Below are 16911 nucleotides of genomic sequence, written 5' to 3'. Positions count from 1 at the left end.
CGGGGCAGGCTGGAACCCTGAACCGAGGAGACCTGCCATGAACTGGAATCGTTGGCGCTGCGGCGCCCTGCTGTTGCTTGCTCCGTTGGCCGCGCTCGCGCGCGGGACGCATGTCGACCTGATCCACTACCCGACCCGGGAGGCTGGGTGGGACAGGGCCTACGCGCTTGAGGGAGCGCTTGCACAGGCGCTCGACCGTGTGTGCGCCGATACCTTCTGCGAAGGCGATTACAGCAACTACCGGGTGATGGAGTTCCGTTGTGCGGTGCTGGCCCATCGGGGCACGGTGCAGCGGTGTGTGTGGGTGCTGGCGGCCAGCGAACTGGTGGTGCAGGGTGACACCGGCCAGGTGCAGGTCGACAACGGTCGCTGGACCTGCCCGGTGGAGATGCGGCCCGGGGTGCCGGTTGAAGCCTTCTTTGCCGCGCTGGAGGCGCCGGATGGGCTGATGGCACCGTTGCCCGGGCTCGATCATGGGCTGTTCGACGGGCTTGCCGACTGCCTGCGGGCGCAGGGAAGGGACGCCTGATGCGCACTTTCCCGGGACGATGGCTGCTCTGCGGTCTGATGGTGGTTGGCGCTGCGCAGGCCGCGCCGGCGTTCGTGGACGCCCGTGACTATCCCGATCCAGCGACCGGCCGGGAGCGGTTCCTGGCCGCCGAACGGATGCTGGTGCGCGGGTTCGATGATGTCTGCGGCGACACGTTCTGCGAGGGGCAGTACTACAACCTGTGGGCCATGCGCCTGCGCTGTTCGGTGGAGCGAGCAACAGATGTGGTCGGCAGCTGTATCTGGACCTTCGCCGGCAGCGATACCTGGGTGCGGAAGGAAGGACGGATCGATGTCGACCTTGGCAGCTATGCATGCGTGCTGCCGCTGGCATCTGGAACCCGGTTGGAGCAGCTCCTGCAGGTCTGGCAGGTGGGTTCCGGGGATGAGGCGATCCACGCGCCGTTGCCCGGTACGACCACGAGCGTCTATGACGGGCTGACAGACTGTCTTTGACGTCGATGATTGCGAATGCAAACGTGATTTATTCGCATTAACGGAGTAGCATGCGCGCCGCCCTGTCCGTCCCTTGGCTCCGCGCATGTCCTCCAATGCCCTCACCCTGACCGAACTGCTGATCCGCGAACGACCGGCACTGCTGCGACGCGTGCAGCGCATCCTCGGCGGCGACAGCGGGGCCGAAGACGTGATCCAGGCGGTCTGGTTCAAGGCGCGTGGGGTAGACAACAGCCAGGGCATCGACAATCCGCGCGCCTATCTCTATCGATTGGCCATCAACCTCGCCACCGATCACGGCCGCGAATCGACGCGCCGCAACCGCCTGCTGGCCGAGCACTACCTGTGGCAGGAGGACGAGCATATCTCCACCGAGGAACACGTGATGGCGCAGGATGAACTGCAGCGTGTGCTTGATGCCGCCGGCCACCTGCCCGAGCCGACGCGCACCATCTTTCATCTCAATCGCCTGCAGGGCCTTACCCAGGCTGACATCGCCCGGCGCCTCGGTGTGTCGGTGACCACGGTGGAGAACCACGTACGCACCGCGCTGCAGCGGCTTGCCTGGGCGCGCAGTGGCCGATGAACGATCCGGCTTGGGGGCGCACACCCGCCATGCGTCTTGATTCGCAGGCCCCCCATGCGCTCTAGTCCTTCCGCCCACCTCTGACCGTGTCCCCTGCCAGCCGATGAGCCCGCCCCCGACACCCCGCAGCACCGCCGATGATGCCGTGGCCGAACAGGCCAGGGACTGGATCGTGTGCCTGGCGTCCGGCGATATCAGCGACGCGCGCATGGACGCGTTCGAGCAGTGGCTGGCCGAGCCCGCGAATCGGCGTTCGTTCGAGCATGAGCGCATGCTGTGGCGCAGTGTGGGCCCGCGCCCGGCCGCCACCGAACGCAGGCAGGCAGCGCGCCGTCCGCGGCGGCTGCGCTGGGCAATGGCCACGGCCGCTGCGCTGGCGGTGCTGGTGGCCTGGCCCGATGCCTGGCTGCGCCTGCAGGCGGATCATCGCAGCGACCACCGGGTGCAGGATGTGCATCTGCCCGATGGCAGCCGCGCCGTGCTAGATGCCGACAGCGCGATCGCCGTGCACTTCGATGACCAGCGCCGTCGCATTGAACTGCTGCGTGGCCGCGCCTGGTTCGACGTGGCGCCCGATGCGCAGAGGCGATTCAGCGTTGCTGCTGGCAACGGTGTAGTGGAAGACATCTCCACAGCTTTCACGGTCGCCCACGTTGCGGCCGGGGTGGAGACCGAAGTCGGGCAGGGCCGGGTACGCGTGGCCAGTCCTGTCGATGGCGGCTGGACCTATCTGCAGGTGGGGCAACGTGCCAGCTATGGCGAGCACCGAGGCGTGCAGCGCCTGGCTGACGTTGCTGCGGACGGCGTCGGCGCCTGGCGCCAGGGCGAACTGCTGCTGGAGCAGGCCAGTGTGGCCGACGCCGTGCACGCGGTCGGCCGCTATCGCGCAGGGCCGACCTTCGTGCGCGGCGATTTTTCCACGATTCCAGCCGTGAGCGCGGCGCTGCGCGTCGATCATCCGGAGCAGGCACTGGATGCACTGGCGGCCACCGCCGGCCTGCAGGTCACCCGCCTGCCGCTGGGCGTGGCGATCGTGTACCGGTAGTACCGCGCCAGGCGCGGATGCAGCGGATGCAACGCATCGGTCTTGGGGAAAGCGCGCCGCCACTCGTCTCATCCACGAACGTACCCGCCGCCGCCACGTACGTCGTTGGGTCCGCGCATGCGCGGATGATGCCGCGCCCGCGGCCACGCTTCTCTGACAGGTTCCCCCATGTACGAATTCCGCCGCCCGGGCCGCGCACCGCGCCCGTCCCGTCTGTGCATCGCGTTGCTGGCCGCCGGCCTGGCAACCGCCGCCCCCGCCGTGATGGCGCAGTCCAGCAGCGCTGCTCCGGCAGCGGCACAGCACTTTGATATTCCCGACCAACCGCTGGACGATGCACTGCGCGCCTACATGCGCCAGTCCGGTGTGCAGGTGGTCTATCCGAGCACGCTGGCCAAGGGCGTGATCTCGCAACCGGTCAGTGGCACGCTGTCAGCCGACGAGGCCCTCGCCCGTCTGCTGCGCGGCAGCGGCCTGAGCGTGCGCCGGGTAAGCGTCGATGCGGTCACGCTGGAGGTCGCTGCGGCGGGACAGACGGGCGGCGTGATCGTCACCGGTACCCTCAGCGTGGCCGGAGACCGCGTGCAGGGCGGTGCGGTCAGCGATGAAGCGCGCCTGCTCGACAGCTACCGCAGCGTGGGATCGACCACCACCATCGGCCGCGTCGCGCTGGAGCGTTTCCGCGGCACGTCCAACGGCGACATCGTCAAGGGCGTGGCCGGTGTCACTGCGGGCGATCCGCGCGTGGGCAACGGCTTCGACGTCAACATCCGCGGCATCCAGGGCCAGAGCCGGGTGCCGGTCATCATCGACGGTGGCCAGTCCAGCATGGACACCTACCGTGGCTATGCCGGCCAGTCGCAGCGCACCTATCTCGACCCGGACCTGATCTCGCGCCTGACCATCACCAAGGGCCCGAGCCTGCAGGCCAATGCCTCCGGCGGCATCGGTGGCGTGGTCGAAATGGAAACGCTGAATGTCGATGACGTGCTGCGTGAGGGGCGTGATGTCGGCGTGCGCGTGCGTGGGGGGCTGGCCAACGGCAGCGCCAACAACCTGCCCGGCTACGAAGCCGCGCCGCGCAGCGATCGTAGTGCCACCGGCAGCCAGTTCTTCAACGTGGCCGCTGCCGGTCACTGGGACCGCTTCGACCTGGTGGCCGCCTATGCATACCGCGACAACGGCAACTACTTCTCCGGCAAGCACGGCTATGACGATTTTCCGCAGACCCGTCGCACGCTGGCGCCGCTGAATCCGCCACGCACCGAAGTGTTCAACACTTCCTCGCGCTCGAAGTCGACCCTGCTCAAGGGCACTTGGCGCATCGACGACGCGCAGACGCTGGAAGCGGGCTATCGTCGTTACGAAGGTACTGCGGGCGAGATCATGGCGTCGCAGATCATCCGCGTCGACCGCGACCGCGTGCCGCAGTGGGACCCGGGCCATGTGGACATGGACAGCTACAGCCTGCGCTACCGGTTCAACCCGGACAGCGAGCTGATCGACCTGCGCGTCAACGCGTGGTACACCGACGCCGACAGCGTGATGTACAACAGCCTGACCGGCATCAGCCCCTGGTACTTCGATCGCCGCACCGAGTGGTACGACGCACCCAGCTTCAGTGGCAATCCCGGCTACAAGGATGCCTACCGCAACCCGTTGCGGCAGAAGCGCTTCGGCCTGGACGCCAGCAACACCTCCGTGTTCGACGGCAGTGCCGGCCGCTTCACCCTCGATTACGGCCTGTCCTACAGCGACGAGGACATCGCCCCGGGCAGCTCCGGGCCGATCATGCACGACGACCTGGTCAACAACCGCTTCCTGCGCAATGCCGAGCGCAAGGAATACAGTGCGGTGGCATCGCTGAAGTGGGCACCGGACGAACACTGGGAGATGCTGCTGGGTGGGCGCTGGAACCGCGTGGACGTGCATGACCGCAACCGCCTGGCCACGCCGGACGGATATGAAGTGCAGGGTCAATACCGCTACACCGAACTGCTCAACGGCAATCCCAAGCTGCCGTCGTGGCGGGCCAAGCGCATCGCCCTGTTGAACTGGTATCCGGACGCCAACGGCAACTTCACCCAGGAGTCGCTGCTTGCCTCCCCGTACAAGAAGGGCACCGTCGGTGACATCGGTGGCTGGAACTTCCATGACGCTGACGCCGCGGAGGACCTGAAGGTACCGGTGAGCTGGACCTGGTCCCAGCCGATCCGCCGTCGTGACAGCGCGTTCTCGCCGACCGCCAGCGTGGCCTTCCGTTTCAGCGAAGACAGCATGGTCTACCTGAAGTACGCAGAAGGCACCAAGCTGCCGAGCCTGTTCGAAACCACGCTCGGCCTGTTCACCGCGGCCAAGCCGGTGGATGAACTCAAGCCCGAGCGTGCGCACAGCTGGGAACTGGGCGCGAGCACGATCCAGCACGACCTGTTCACTGCCGGTGACCGCCTGGCGCTGAAGCTGGCCTACTTCGATACCCGAATCGATGACCTGATCACCCGCGACTACCGCACCCTGTCGGCCGGACTGATCCGCAACGTCGACCGCTTCAAGGTGTCGGGCATGGAGTTCCAGTCCAGCTATGACAGCGGCAAGGTGTTTGCCGATCTGTCCGCGCACTACTACTTCAAGGCCAAGACCTGCGCACCGGACATCGCGGCCGAACGCCGCGCCTACGGTGTCCAGCGCAGGATCGAGGAACTGGTCGGCACGCCGGACTGCGTGGATGGTGGTTTCGAAGGCTCCTACAGCAACACCCAGAACCCGCCGCGCTACATGGTCAACCTGACCCTGGGCTCGCGCCTGTTCGACGAGCGGCTGACCTTCGGCACCCGCGTGGTCCACAACGCTGGCCCGATCAGCAAGCTGGACAAGGAATGGAACGTCGGCCTGTCGGCGATCCAGCAGCTGTACCGGCCGACCACGCTGGTGGATCTGTTTGCGAGCTGGAGCTTCAACGACCAGCTGTCGGTGGAAGCGAACGTGGACAACGTGACCGACCGCTACTACCTGGATCCGCTGGCGCTGGGCGTGATGCCCGCACCTGGCCGGACTGCGCGACTGGCCTTTACCTGGCGGTATTGATCAACCCTCCACGCTTGCACCGGTGGAGGGGGCGGATCCCTTTCCCGCGGAAAGGGATCTGGCCCCCTCGGGTCCGGTCATCCACACATGGCGTGGATCTACTGGCGGCAGCGCCGGGCCATGCCCGGCGCTGCCGCCAGGCGCTTACAGCCCGGTCGCGGCCTTCACCGCCGCTTCGTGCAGCGCTTCATTCAGTTCGTCCACCACGGTGGTCCATGCCGCATCGGCCTGCAGCGATTCGGCCAAAAACTGGCGCTGGGCCTCGTTCCAGTACGGGGCATCGGCCACTTCCACGCCGGCGGCCAGCTGATGGTCGGCGATGAACCGGGCAATGCCCTCGGCACTGGCATCCAGGCCCAGCTGCAGGAACAGGTTGGTCATGCGCGGTTCGGTGGTGATCATCGGTGGTGCCCTGGCAATGGAAAGGAACCTGCATTATCGACGCAAGCAGGGTTGGGGGAACCCTCGCCAGGATCGTCTACAGGGGGACGCTTTCCCTGGCACTCCCGATGACCGTTCAGACATCCCTCGAAGACAGCCGCAGCGTGCGGCTGAAGGCCGCCACCCGTGACAGCCATGGCGCCCTCGACAAGCGCATCATGGCCGGCGACATCTTCGCCGACCGCCGCAATTTCGCTCGCTTCCTGCGCGTGCAGTACCGCTTCCACCGCAGCATCGACGCGTTGTACGCAAGCCCTGCGCTGGACGCATTGCTGCCGGACCTGGCGGAGCGTCGCCGCCTGCAGCAGGTGCGCTGCGACCTGCAGGACCTGGAGCAGGCGCTGCCGGGCGAGGACATCGCGGCCCTCCGCGACGACCTGCCGCTGCCGACCGCGTTGGGCTGGTTGTATGTTGCCGAAGGTTCCAACCTGGGCGGCACCGTGCTCTACAAGATGGCCGCTGCACTCGGCCTGGATCGGAGCTTTGGTGCTCGTCACCTGGCGGCACATCCCGATGGGGCCGCGCGGCATTGGCGCGAATTCACTGCTGCTCTCGATGCAGTGGTGCTGTCGCCGGCACAGGAACAGGAAGTGATCGATGCCGCCGATGCCGCGTTCCGCAGCGTGCACGGCCATGTTGAAGTGGAGTTCTCCTGATGCACCTGCACCGCCCGCTGGCGCGCGATTGATGCGCTGGCTCTGGTTCGCGCTCGGCTGGTTGATGGTCGCGCTGGGGGTGATCGGCGCACTGCTGCCGGTCATGCCGACCACCATTTTCCTGATCCTGGCGGTGGCCTGCTTCGCACGCAGTTCGCCCAGGTTCGAACAGCGGCTGCTTTCCCATCCGCGCTACGGTCCGTCGCTGCGCCTGTGGCGTGAGCAGGGCGCGGTATCGCGCAAGGGCAAGGCGTTTGCCAGCGCCGGCATGGCGGTGGGATTCGCGATGTTCTGCTGGGGCGCACACCCGTCCTGGCGTCTGCTGCTGGGCGTGGGACTGTTCTTTGCGGTCAGTGCGGGTTATGTCCTGAGTCGACCGGCGCCCCGTTTCGATCCAGCGCCGCTGGTGGGCGTGGAGGACGCCACCGATCCGCGCGCTGCCCGCCGTCGCACTACTTCTACCGATTCCAATGGAACCTCCGACGATGCTGCCTGCTGATCTGGCTCCCATGGCCGCCCCCGCACTGACCCCCTGGGGCATGTACCTGGCCGCCGATGTGGTGGTGAAGGGCGTGATGATCGCCTTGGCCGTGGCCTCGCTGGCCACCTGGACCGTGCTGCTGGCCAAGGGCTGGGAACTGGCCCGGCAGGCACGCGCGTTGCGCCTGGCGCGAAGCGTGCTGCTGTCGGCACCCAGCCTGCCGGTCGCAGGCGGCGAGCCCGCACTGCAGCAGAACATCGCCGCAGCCATGCTGGATGCCGCGCGCACCGAACTGCATCTGTCGCAGGAACTTGATCACCGCGAGGGGATCAAGGAGCGGGTGGCATCACGACTGGAGCGCCTGGAACTGGAGACCGCACGCAACCAGCGTCGTGGCATCGGCGTGCTTGCCAGCATTGGCGCGGTGGCGCCGTTCGTAGGCCTGTTCGGCACCGTGTGGGGCATCATGAACAGCTTCATCGGCATCGCCCACAGCAATACCACCAACCTTGCCGTGGTGGCGCCAGGTATTGCCGAGGCGCTGCTGGCCACAGCGCTCGGTCTGGTCGCGGCGATCCCGGCGGTACTGGTCTACAACCACTTCACTCGGGTGCTGGCAGGCCTGCGCGGCCTGCTGGGCGATCTTTCCGCGGCTGTGCAGCAGCTGGTGTCGCGTGATCTGGACCGGGCTGCACGCCGGGCGCCGACAGGCACGCTGCGTGCAGTGAACTGAGGCACGCCATGGCGATCAGGACCGCATCCACACGCGATGACACCCCGGAAGAAGCTCACGAGATCAATGTCACGCCCTTCATCGACGTGATGCTGGTGCTGCTGATCATCTTCATGGTGGCCGCGCCGCTGGCCACGGTGTCGGTGCCGGTGCAGCTTCCTGCCAGCAGTGCGCAGGCGGCGCCGGCAGAAAATGAGCCGGTGTATGTGACCGTGCAGGCCGATCTGTCGCTGCGGGTGGGCGAGGCGCCGGTGGCACGCGATGGCCTCGCCTCTGCGCTGCGCTCGGCAACGCATGGCGATACGTCGCAGCGTCTCTATCTGCGTGCCGATCAGCGCGTCTCCTATGGAGACCTGATGGCGACGCTGGATGCGTTGCGCAGTGCCGGTTACCTGAAGGTCGCCTTGGTCGGGTTGGAGCAGGGCGCACGATGAGCGGGCTGCAGCGCTGGGCAACCAGCCTGGCGATCGTGCTGCTGGCCCATGCGGTGCTGATCGCTACGGCGTGGTGGTGGGCATCGCGTACGCCGCGGGTCGTCGCAGCGGCACCTCCTGCCGCCTTGATGCTGGAACTGGCTCCCGCCGCACAGGCCCCACCGGTACCGCCGCGCGCGCTGCCGGCCGGACCGCTGCAGCAGGAGCAGCAGCGGCGCGTGACCGTGCCCAGGCAACAAGAACAGATCAAGGCGCCGATGCTGCCCCAAGGCGAACTGGCGGCCCCGGCCGAGCCACCTGCGGTACCGGCAGAGGAAGCGGCGGACAGCAACATCGATCGCACGCTGGCGCCGCCGGACGTTCCTGCCCAGGCCGCAGCGAGCTACGCCGCACCGCGTACCACGGCCGGCGAACGCAGCAGTGCCAACGCCACCTGGCAGGGGATGCTGCTGGGACACCTGCAACAGCATCGGCGCTATCCACGCCAGTCCGAACGGTTGCGCCAGCAGGGCGTGGCCTATGTGCGCTTTGCCGTTGCCCGCGACGGCCGCGTATCGGCGCCGCGTATCGAGCGCAGCAGCGGCTTCGCACTGCTCGACCAGGAGACGCTGGACACGGTGCAGCGCGCCAGCCCGGTGCCGGCGCCGCCGGCCGATGTGGCCGGCGACCCGGTGGAGGTGATGGTACCCGTCGCGTTCTTCCTGCGCGGGCGGTGATCGTCGGCGGGGTCGGATCCCTTCCCGCAGGAAAGGGCTCTGACCCCATCGGAGGCGACCCCATCGGAGCCGCCATCCACGCAAGGCGTGGATCTACAGCAACGGCACCAGCAGCAGCGCCACGATGTTGATGATCTTGATCAGCGGGTTGATCGCCGGGCCGGCGGTGTCCTTGTACGGGTCACCGACCGTGTCGCCGGTCACCGCTGCCTTGTGCGCTTCGCTGCCCTTGCCGCCGAAGTGGCCATCCTCGATGTACTTCTTGGCGTTGTCCCAGGCACCGCCGCCGGTGGTCATCGAAATGGCCACGAACAGCCCGGTGACGATCGTGCCGATCAGCAGCCCGCCCAGCGCGCGTGGTCCCAGCAGCAGGCCGACCACCACCGGCACGGCCACCGGCAGCAGCGACGGTACGATCATTTCGCGGATCGCCGAGCGGGTCAGCATGTCCACCGCCTTGTCGTACTGCGGCTTGGCGGTGCCCTGCATGATGCCGGGAATCTCGCGGAACTGCCGCCGCACTTCCTCCACGACCGCGCCGGCCGCGCGACCGACGGCTTCCATCGCCATCGCACCGAACAGGTACGGAATCAGGCCACCGATCAGCAGGCCGATGATCACCGTGTGGTCGCTGAGGTCGAAGCGGAACTCCTGGCCGGGATTGGCCGCCTGCAGGTTGTGCGTGTAGTCGGCGAACAAGACCAGCGCGGCCAGTGCTGCCGAACCGATGGCATAGCCCTTGGTGACCGCCTTGGTGGTGTTGCCCACCGCATCCAGCGGATCGGTGATGTCGCGGATCTCCGAAGGCAGCTCTGCCATCTCGGCGATGCCACCAGCGTTGTCGGTGATCGGCCCGTAGGCATCGAGTGCGACGATCATGCCCGCCATCGACAGCATGGCGGTGGCGGCGATGGCGATGCCGTACAAACCGGCCAGCGCGTGCGCGCCCCAGATCGCCGCGCAGACGGCGATCACCGGCAGCGCGGTGGACTTCATCGAGATGCCGAGGCCGGCGATGATGTTGGTGCCATGGCCGGTGGTCGAGGCCTGCGCCACATGCTGCACCGGCTTGTACTGGGTACCGGTGTAGTACTCGGTGATCCACACGATCAGGCCGGTCAATACCAGGCCGATCAGCGCACAGCCATACAGCGCCATCGGCCCGTACACGTTGTCCGCCATCAGTCCTGTGGTGATCGGATAGAACGCGATCGCTGCCAGCACACCAGAGACAATCACGCCCTTGTACAGCGCGCCCATGATCGAGCCACCGGGCTTCACCTTCACAAACAGCGCGCCGATGATCGAAGCGATGATCGAAACACCGCCCAGCACCAGCGGATACAGCACCGCATTGGCGCCGGCCTCGGCCAGCATCAGGCTGCCCAGCAGCATGGTGGCGATCACGGTGACCGCATAGGTTTCAAACAGATCGGCGGCCATGCCGGCGCAGTCGCCCACGTTGTCGCCCACGTTGTCGGCGATCACCGCCGGGTTGCGCGGGTCATCTTCGGGAATGCCTGCTTCGACCTTGCCGACCAGATCGGCGCCGACATCGGCCCCCTTGGTGAAGATGCCGCCGCCCAGGCGCGCGAAGATCGAGATCAGCGATGAGCCGAAGGCCAGGCCGACCAGTGCATGCAGTGCCTGTTCCATCGGCAGGCCCAGCCGCAGCAGCAGTGCGTAGTAGCCGGCCACGCCGAGCAGGCCCAGGCCGACCACCAGCATGCCGGTGATCGCACCGCCGCGGAAGGCCACGTCCATTGCCGCGCTGATGCCGTGGCGCGCTGCCTCTGCGGTGCGTACGTTGGCGCGCACCGACACGTTCATGCCGATGTAGCCCGCTGCACCGGACAGCACCGCACCGACCGCGAAGCCGATCGCGGTGTACCAGCTCAGGAAGATGCCGACCAGCACGAACAGCACCACGCCGGCGATGCCGATGGTCAGGTACTGGCGGTTGAGGTAGGCGCGCGCGCCTTCCTGGATGGCCGTGGCGATGGCGACCATGCGTTCATTGCCGGTGGGTTGGCGCAGGATCCAGCGCGCCGAGACGATTCCGTACAGGATCGCGAGAATGGCGCAGCCCAGCGCCAATGACAGCCCGTGACGTTCCAGCATTAGACCCCTCCGCAGAATGGATGGACAAGCATCCAGTGGCGATGAACGGCACCACGAGGGGGACGACGGGCTGCAGCCTGGAACCAACCCGTACCGACCTTGGTGGTCGTCCGACGTATGGCGGTGTTCAGCATTCCCTGGTGTCCGCAGTATGCGTGCACCCGCGCCCGGATGGTAGCGCCGGGCCGCGCCCGGCGAGCGCAGCGGTTGCTGCAACGACGCGATATCCGTCGTCGCCATCGCCACCTTTGCACCCCGTTAAGGCAACCTCTGCAAGCCTGCGCGCAGTCCCGTCGGAGAATCCCCATGCGCCTGTCCCTGTTGATGCTTGCCGTTCTGGCCCCGGCCCTGCCTGCCTTCGCGGCGGAAGCACCGGAACTGCAGCGAGCGGTGGGTGCACCACAAGCGGTCGGCGCGGTGCACACGCTGCGGCAGATTCCCGAAGCCTGTGCCCGCCTGGAAGGCGCGTTCACCGGCCAGGCGGCGGAGCCCTATCGTTTCTCGGCGGTGCGCACCAGCGAGCAGTGCCAGCCGCGTGCCCGCTTTGTCGACTACAGCAAGGCGCAGCCGAGCGCTGACAAGGGCTGGAAACTCAATGATGTGATCCGTGTTCCGAATGCCGCCTGCCCGGCGCAGCAGGCGGTGGTGCGCGTGTGGCGTCTGCCGGTGAACAACGCCCAGGCGCTGGATGGGCAGGGACAGTCGCGCATCTATCTGGAGGAAGCCAAGAAGCAGGCCGCTGCCGGCAAGATCCCGCAGGTGACGATGTTCGCCGCGCAGCTGCAGATGGAAGGCAAAGCCTGCAATTGAGGCCGAGCATCCACGCATGGCGTGGATCTACTGGGAGGGAGACCTGGGTAGTGCCGGCCGCTGGCCGGCAACCCCGCGATCAATCCGCAAGCCTCGCTCCACGCGCCACCAGCAGCTCGCGCAGTGCCGACCGGTGGCAATGCGCCTCGTCCTCGCAATAGCAGCCCACCGCGATATCGCTGTGCTGCGACAGCGCCGCGAGCAGGTCCAGCGCATGCGCTGCATCCGGTGCCTTCATTTCGGCGTTGTAGTGACGGAAGAACGCCGTCCAGTCGGCGGCGCTCTTCGCCTCATGCGCCTGTTTCACCAGCTCCGCGCTGGGTGACAGCGTCGGGAACCACACGTCGTACCAGTCCTGCCGGGCAAATTCGCTGCGCGGCACACCGCGCGGCGGGCGCCGCACGGTGCCGATGCGCAGGCCTTCACCGGGCGCACGCGGAGAGCCAAGTCGAACAACGCGCAACGCCATGGCATTCCTCGCAAAAAGGGGACGGAGGGGGTCAGCCTTCGAACGCAGGCAGCTTCTGCTTCACCGCCACGTTCTTCAGCGTCACGTACTTGGGCAGGCCATCGCTACCGTAGGGCAACGGTGCTTCGCCCTTGATCAACGGCTGCAGGTAGGCGCGCGCCTTGGCCGTGATGCCGAATCCATCGCGACGGATGAAGCTGGCCGGCATCTTCTTCTCGTGGTTGGCGATCTTCGACAGCGGTGCGGCTTCGATCTTCCAGCGATACGGTGCATCGCTGCTGCGCACGATCACCGGCATCACCCCGTTCTGGCCCTTCAGCGCCAGCTGCACCGCGGCCTTGCCCACCGCCTGGGCCTGTTCCCAGTCGGTTTTGCTGGCCAGGTGGCGGGCTGAGCGCTGCAGGTAGTCGGGCAGGGCCCAGTGCACCTTCAGCCCCAGCTGGTCCTTGACCCGCCCGGCCAGATGCGCGGCCACGCCGCCCAGCTGCGAATGGCCGAAGGAGTCCTTGCCGCCGCCGGCGTCGGCGACGAAGCGGCCATCGGCAGTGGCGATGCCTTCCGACGCCACCACCACGCAGTAGCCCACGCGCGCGACCACGGCCTTGACCTTGGCCAGGAACGCGGCCTCGTCATAGGCGCGCTCGGGCAGCAGGATGATGTGCGGGGCGTCGTCCTCGCCGGTGCCGGCCAGGCCGGCGGCCGCGGCCAGCCAGCCGGCGTGGCGGCCCATCGCCTCGTAGATGAAGACGCGGGTGGAGGTCTCGGCCATCGCGGCCACGTCCAACGCCGCTTCGCGCACGGACACGGCCGTGTACTTGGCCGCCGAGCCGAAGCCGGGGCAGGTGTCGGTCACCGCCAGGTCGTTGTCAATGGTCTTGGGCACGCCGATGCAGGTCAGGTCGTAGCCGGAGCTTTTTGCCAGCTGCGACACCTTCAGTGCGGTATCGGCCGAGTCGTTGCCGCCGTTGTAGAGGAACCAGCGCACGTCATGGGCGCGCAGGACCTCCAGCAGGCGGTCGTAACGTGCACGGTCGGCCTCCAGCGATTTCAGCTTGACCCGGCACGAGCCGAACGCGCCGCCGGGGGTGTGGGCCAGGGCGCGGATGGCCGCAGCACTCTCCTTGCTGGTGTCGATCAGCTCCTCGCGCAGGGCGCCTAGGATGCCGTTGCGCGCAGCCAGGACCTTGATTCCCTTGGCGCGGGCCTGTTCGATCACCGCCGCGGCAGTGGCGTTGATGACGGCGGTGACGCCGCCGGACTGGGCGTAAAGGAGGGTGCCATTGCGCATGCTTCTACCTGTTCGGGGGAGGGGACATTGCAGGGACATTACCCGGATGCGCTAAAGTGGCGCTATTGCGGTGCAGCGATACCGGACCGTCCGGGGCGCGAACCTTCTTTATTTTCAACACGTTGGAGTCAGGTCAATGCGATTGGTTCTGTTGGGACCGCCCGGTTCGGGCAAGGGGACACAGGCGACGCGCCTGAAGGAAAAGCTCGAGATCGCCCACATTTCCACCGGCGACATGCTGCGCGCTGAAATTGCCGCCGGCTCGGAGCTGGGCAAGCAGGCCAAGTCGGTGATGGATGCCGGCAACCTGGTGTCCGATGAGATCCTGCTGGGCATGCTGAAGTCGCGCCTGGCCCAGGCCGATGTCGCCAAGGGCTTCATCCTTGACGGCTATCCGCGCAATGTGGCCCAGGCCAACGCGCTGGACGGCATGCTGGCCGAGATCGGCCAGCCGCTGGATGCGGTGGTGCAGCTGGACGTGGCCACCGAACTGCTGGTCGAGCGCATCGCCGGCCGTGCGCAGGAGCAGGGCCGCGCTGACGACAATCCGGAATCGGTGCGCAAGCGCCTGCAGGTCTACACCGAGCAGACTGCTCCGGTGGTGGACTTCTACGCCGGCCGGGGCACCCTGGCCCGCGTCGATGGCGTCGGCGAACTGGACGAGATCGAAGCCCGCATCCTGGCGGCGATCAAGCGCTGACCCTGGTGTGGCCGGTTGATGCCGGCCACCGCAGGCGCAAAAAAACAGGCCTGATCCGCGAGGATCAGGCCTGTTTCGTTTCATAGGTGCCAGCAAAGGGCTTGCTCAGGGCCCCCACAGCATGAGCTCCCTTGGGGATGGCCTCTTGGGGAGTAGGACCGGTTCGGGTACTGCGGCTGGCATCCTGAATTGTGTCCGGGTTCACAGAACATCGCTATCAGGAATTCCCTGACATATGGCTGGAGTTTTCTCACAGCAGCTGTAGGGGTTCTCTTACCCCGGTGCTGACAATGGCCCTATACAGCCGTGATCGGTCACAATCCCCGGTCATGAGCAGCGTACATATCCTTGCAATCGCCGGCACCTTCATGGGTGGCGTGGCCGCCCTGGCGCGGGAACTGGGCCATACGGTCAGTGGCAGCGACCAGGCCATCTATCCGCCGATGTCGACCCAGCTCGAGCAGCTGGGCATCACTCTGGACCAGGGCTACCGCGCCGACAGCGTGCCGGAGGGCACCGGGCAGGTGGTGATCGGCAACGCGCTGTCGCGCGGCAATCCTGCCGTCGAAGCCGTCCTGGATGCCGGCCAGCGCTACATTTCCGGCGCCCAGTGGCTGTCCGAGCAGGTCCTGCCGGGCCGTGACACCCTGGCCGTGGCCGGTACCCATGGCAAGACCACCACCACCACCATCCTGACCTGGCTGCTGGAGAATGCTGGTCGCTCCCCCGGCTTCCTGATCGGCGGCGTCGCCGAGGACTTCGGCGTGTCCGCCCGCTTGGGCCAGGGCCGCGAGTTCGTTGTCGAAGCCGACGAGTACGACACCGCGTTCTTCGACAAGCGCAGCAAGTTCGTGCACTACCGGCCGCTGGTGGCGATCCTCAACAACCTTGAATACGACCACGCCGACATCTTCCCCGACGTGGCGGCGATCCAGCGCCAGTTCCACCACCTGGTACGTACCGTGCCGGCGCGCGGCCGCCTGATCGTCAATGGCGAAGACGCGCACCTGGCCGAAGTGCTGGCGATGGGCTGCTGGACCCCGGTCGAACGCTTCGGCTTCGACCCCGCGCTGGAATGGCATGCCGAGCTGTTGGCCGCCGATGGCAGCGCGTTCCGCGTCCATCATCGCGGGCAGGCGCTGGGTGATGTGCACTGGTCGCTGCTGGGCCGGCACAATGTGCTCAATGGCCTGGCTGCACTGGCCGCTGCGCACGCAGTCGGTGTCGCGCCGGCCGAGGTGATCCCGGCGTTGGCGCGCTTCCGCAGCGTCAAGCGGCGCATGGAAGTGATCGGCAACCACGATGGCATCACCGTCTACGACGACTTCGCCCATCACCCGACCGCGATTGCGACCACGCTCGAAGGCCTGCGTGCCAGGGTCGGTGATGCCCGCATCGTGGTGGCGATGGAGCCGCGCAGCAATTCGATGCGGTTGGGCGCTCACGCACAAGCACTGGCACCGTCCTTGGCACTCGCCGATGAGGTGGTGTTCCTGCACCGCCCGGAGCTGGCCTGGGATGCGGCAGCGGTGATCGCGGCGGTGCGCGGACAGGCGCATGCCGTGGCCGACACCGATGCGCTGTTGGCGCAGCTGCAGGCCGACGTGCGCAGCGGCGACCATGTGGTGTTCATGTCCAACGGCGGCTTCGACGGCGCGCCGCGTCGCTTCCTTGCAGGGCTGCAGGCACGATGAGCAGTGAGGGTTCGCTGCCGCTGTTCCCGCTGCATACGACGCTGCTGCCGGGCGCGGCCATCGGCCTGCGGGTCTTCGAGCCACGCTACCTGGATCTGGTGCGCGAAACCGGCCGCAGCGGTGAAGGTTTCGGTGTCTGCCTGATCCTGGAAGGAAACGAAGTGGGAGCGCCGGCAACGCCGGCCGCCTTCGGCGTGCAGGTGAAGATCGAGGATTTCGATGTCGGCGCCGATGGCGTGCTGCAGCTGCGATTGCGCGGCACCCGTCGTTTCCACGTCGAGCGCACGCGCGTCCGCGACAACGGGCTGGTGGTTGCCGATGTGCGTTGGTGCGATGAGGATCCCGATGACGAACTGCGTCCGCAGCATGCGCTGCTGGCGACGGTACTGGACCACATCATCGAGCAGGCGGGCACGGCGTTCGCACCGGCCTCGCCGGCCTTGATGGACCAGGCCAGCTGGGTCAGCTGGCGATTGGCCGAGCTTCTGCCGCTGAGCGAACAGCAGCGCCTGCAACTGCTGCAGCTGGACGACCCGCACCAGCGCCTGCAGCAGCTGCTGGGCTGGATGCCGTAAAAACCGGCCGTCGTGCTCGCCGGGCATGACCCGGCGTCGTCGGTAGATGCCAACCTTGGTTGACAGCCTTTCC

The 16911-nt window shown here is 67.1% G+C and carries 18 protein-coding genes; 14 read left to right on the top strand and 4 right to left on the bottom strand.

Features of this window, described 5'->3' with window-relative positions:
* The first annotated feature begins 37 nt into the window (after positions 1-37).
* The 5 genes from M2299_RS10530 to M2299_RS10510 all read left to right on the top strand — a co-directional run bounded on the left by M2299_RS10530 (position 38) and on the right by M2299_RS10510 (position 5720).
* The gene (locus M2299_RS10530; RefSeq protein WP_099785317.1) at positions 38-529 is read left to right on the top strand and encodes a hypothetical protein; all 492 of its coding nucleotides are present in this window, start codon (positions 38-40) and stop codon (positions 527-529) included.
* Positions 529-1005: a hypothetical protein gene (locus tag M2299_RS10525; RefSeq protein WP_280884312.1), complete on the top strand. Its 477-nt coding sequence runs from the start codon at positions 529-531 to the stop codon at positions 1003-1005. Before M2299_RS10530 ends, M2299_RS10525 begins: the two co-directional genes overlap by 1 nt.
* Before the next feature lie 85 nt (positions 1006-1090).
* Positions 1091-1591 (top strand): RNA polymerase sigma factor, encoded by a 501-nt coding sequence (locus M2299_RS10520; RefSeq protein WP_280884311.1) that lies wholly within the window; start codon positions 1091-1093, stop codon positions 1589-1591.
* A gap of 103 nt (positions 1592-1694) precedes the next feature.
* Positions 1695-2636 (top strand): FecR domain-containing protein, encoded by a 942-nt coding sequence (locus M2299_RS10515; protein ID WP_280884310.1) that lies wholly within the window; start codon positions 1695-1697, stop codon positions 2634-2636.
* A 168-nt stretch (positions 2637-2804) separates the two neighbouring features.
* Positions 2805-5720, top strand: a complete 2916-nt coding sequence (locus tag M2299_RS10510) for a TonB-dependent receptor (RefSeq protein WP_280884309.1) — start codon at positions 2805-2807, stop codon at positions 5718-5720.
* A gap of 144 nt (positions 5721-5864) precedes the next feature.
* Here the strand turns inward: M2299_RS10510 and M2299_RS10505 are convergent, their stop codons facing one another.
* Positions 5865-6122 carry a DUF2789 domain-containing protein gene (locus M2299_RS10505; RefSeq protein WP_032976752.1) on the bottom strand — a complete coding sequence of 86 codons (258 nt, stop codon included), beginning with the start codon at positions 6120-6122 and terminating at the stop codon, positions 5865-5867.
* 107 nt (positions 6123-6229) lie between these two features.
* Here M2299_RS10505 and M2299_RS10500 point away from each other — a divergent pair, with 107 nt between their 5' ends.
* The 5 genes from M2299_RS10500 to M2299_RS10480 are packed head-to-tail and all read left to right on the top strand — an operon-like array spanning position 6230 to position 9181.
* Positions 6230-6817, top strand: a complete 588-nt coding sequence (locus M2299_RS10500; RefSeq protein WP_025874168.1) for a biliverdin-producing heme oxygenase — start codon at positions 6230-6232, stop codon at positions 6815-6817.
* Positions 6818-6848: 31 nt separating this feature from the next.
* Positions 6849-7316 carry a YbaN family protein gene (locus M2299_RS10495; RefSeq protein WP_059065020.1) on the top strand — a complete coding sequence of 156 codons (468 nt, stop codon included), beginning with the start codon at positions 6849-6851 and terminating at the stop codon, positions 7314-7316.
* A complete protein-coding gene (exbB, locus tag M2299_RS10490) occupies positions 7303-8031 on the top strand; it encodes a tonB-system energizer ExbB (RefSeq protein WP_032976748.1) in 729 nt (242 codons plus the stop codon). Before M2299_RS10495 ends, exbB begins: the two co-directional genes overlap by 14 nt.
* A gap of 8 nt (positions 8032-8039) precedes the next feature.
* On the top strand, positions 8040-8465 hold the full coding sequence (gene exbD / locus M2299_RS10485) for a TonB system transport protein ExbD (RefSeq protein WP_099785303.1): 426 nt from the start codon (positions 8040-8042) through the stop codon (positions 8463-8465).
* Entirely contained in the window at positions 8462-9181 is a 720-nt protein-coding gene (locus tag M2299_RS10480; RefSeq protein WP_280884308.1) for an energy transducer TonB, read from the top strand. Before exbD ends, M2299_RS10480 begins: the two co-directional genes overlap by 4 nt.
* A 93-nt stretch (positions 9182-9274) precedes the next feature.
* On the opposite strand, the gene M2299_RS10475 is transcribed toward M2299_RS10480, so the two are convergent.
* Positions 9275-11302, bottom strand: coding sequence for a sodium-translocating pyrophosphatase (locus M2299_RS10475; RefSeq protein WP_025874173.1), 2028 nt, complete (start codon positions 11300-11302; stop codon positions 9275-9277).
* Positions 11303-11608: 306 nt separating this feature from the next.
* Between M2299_RS10475 and M2299_RS10470 the strand changes: the two genes are divergently transcribed.
* A complete protein-coding gene (locus M2299_RS10470) occupies positions 11609-12112 on the top strand; it encodes a hypothetical protein (protein ID WP_025874174.1) in 504 nt (167 codons plus the stop codon).
* A 79-nt stretch (positions 12113-12191) separates the two neighbouring features.
* Here M2299_RS10470 and M2299_RS10465 read toward each other — a convergent pair whose 3' ends face one another.
* Together M2299_RS10465 and M2299_RS10460 are read right to left on the bottom strand one after the other, a co-directional pair.
* Entirely contained in the window at positions 12192-12581 is a 390-nt protein-coding gene (locus M2299_RS10465) for a DUF488 family protein (RefSeq protein WP_099785299.1), read from the bottom strand.
* Between the two features lie 31 nt (positions 12582-12612).
* Positions 12613-13869, bottom strand: coding sequence for a 6-phosphofructokinase (locus M2299_RS10460; protein ID WP_025874176.1), 1257 nt, complete (start codon positions 13867-13869; stop codon positions 12613-12615).
* 136 nt (positions 13870-14005) lie between these two features.
* On the opposite strand from M2299_RS10460, the gene M2299_RS10455 reads away from it, so the two are divergent.
* The 3 genes from M2299_RS10455 (at position 14006) to M2299_RS10445 (ending at position 16838) form a co-directional block, all read left to right on the top strand.
* Entirely contained in the window at positions 14006-14569 is a 564-nt protein-coding gene (locus tag M2299_RS10455; RefSeq protein WP_025874177.1) for an adenylate kinase, read from the top strand.
* Between the two features lie 329 nt (positions 14570-14898).
* Positions 14899-16263, top strand: a complete 1365-nt coding sequence (mpl, locus tag M2299_RS10450) for a UDP-N-acetylmuramate:L-alanyl-gamma-D-glutamyl-meso-diaminopimelate ligase (protein WP_032976743.1) — start codon at positions 14899-14901, stop codon at positions 16261-16263.
* Positions 16260-16838: an LON peptidase substrate-binding domain-containing protein gene (locus M2299_RS10445; protein ID WP_032976742.1), complete on the top strand. Its 579-nt coding sequence runs from the start codon at positions 16260-16262 to the stop codon at positions 16836-16838. The genes mpl and M2299_RS10445 overlap by 4 nt, the downstream gene beginning before the upstream one ends.
* The last annotated feature ends 73 nt before the right edge of the window (positions 16839-16911 follow it).

The sequence above is a fragment of the Stenotrophomonas sp. 1278 genome, from assembly GCF_029892765.1.
Lineage (GTDB): Bacteria > Pseudomonadota > Gammaproteobacteria > Xanthomonadales > Xanthomonadaceae > Stenotrophomonas > Stenotrophomonas indicatrix.
This window is presented reverse-complemented; position numbering and strand designations above follow the sequence as displayed.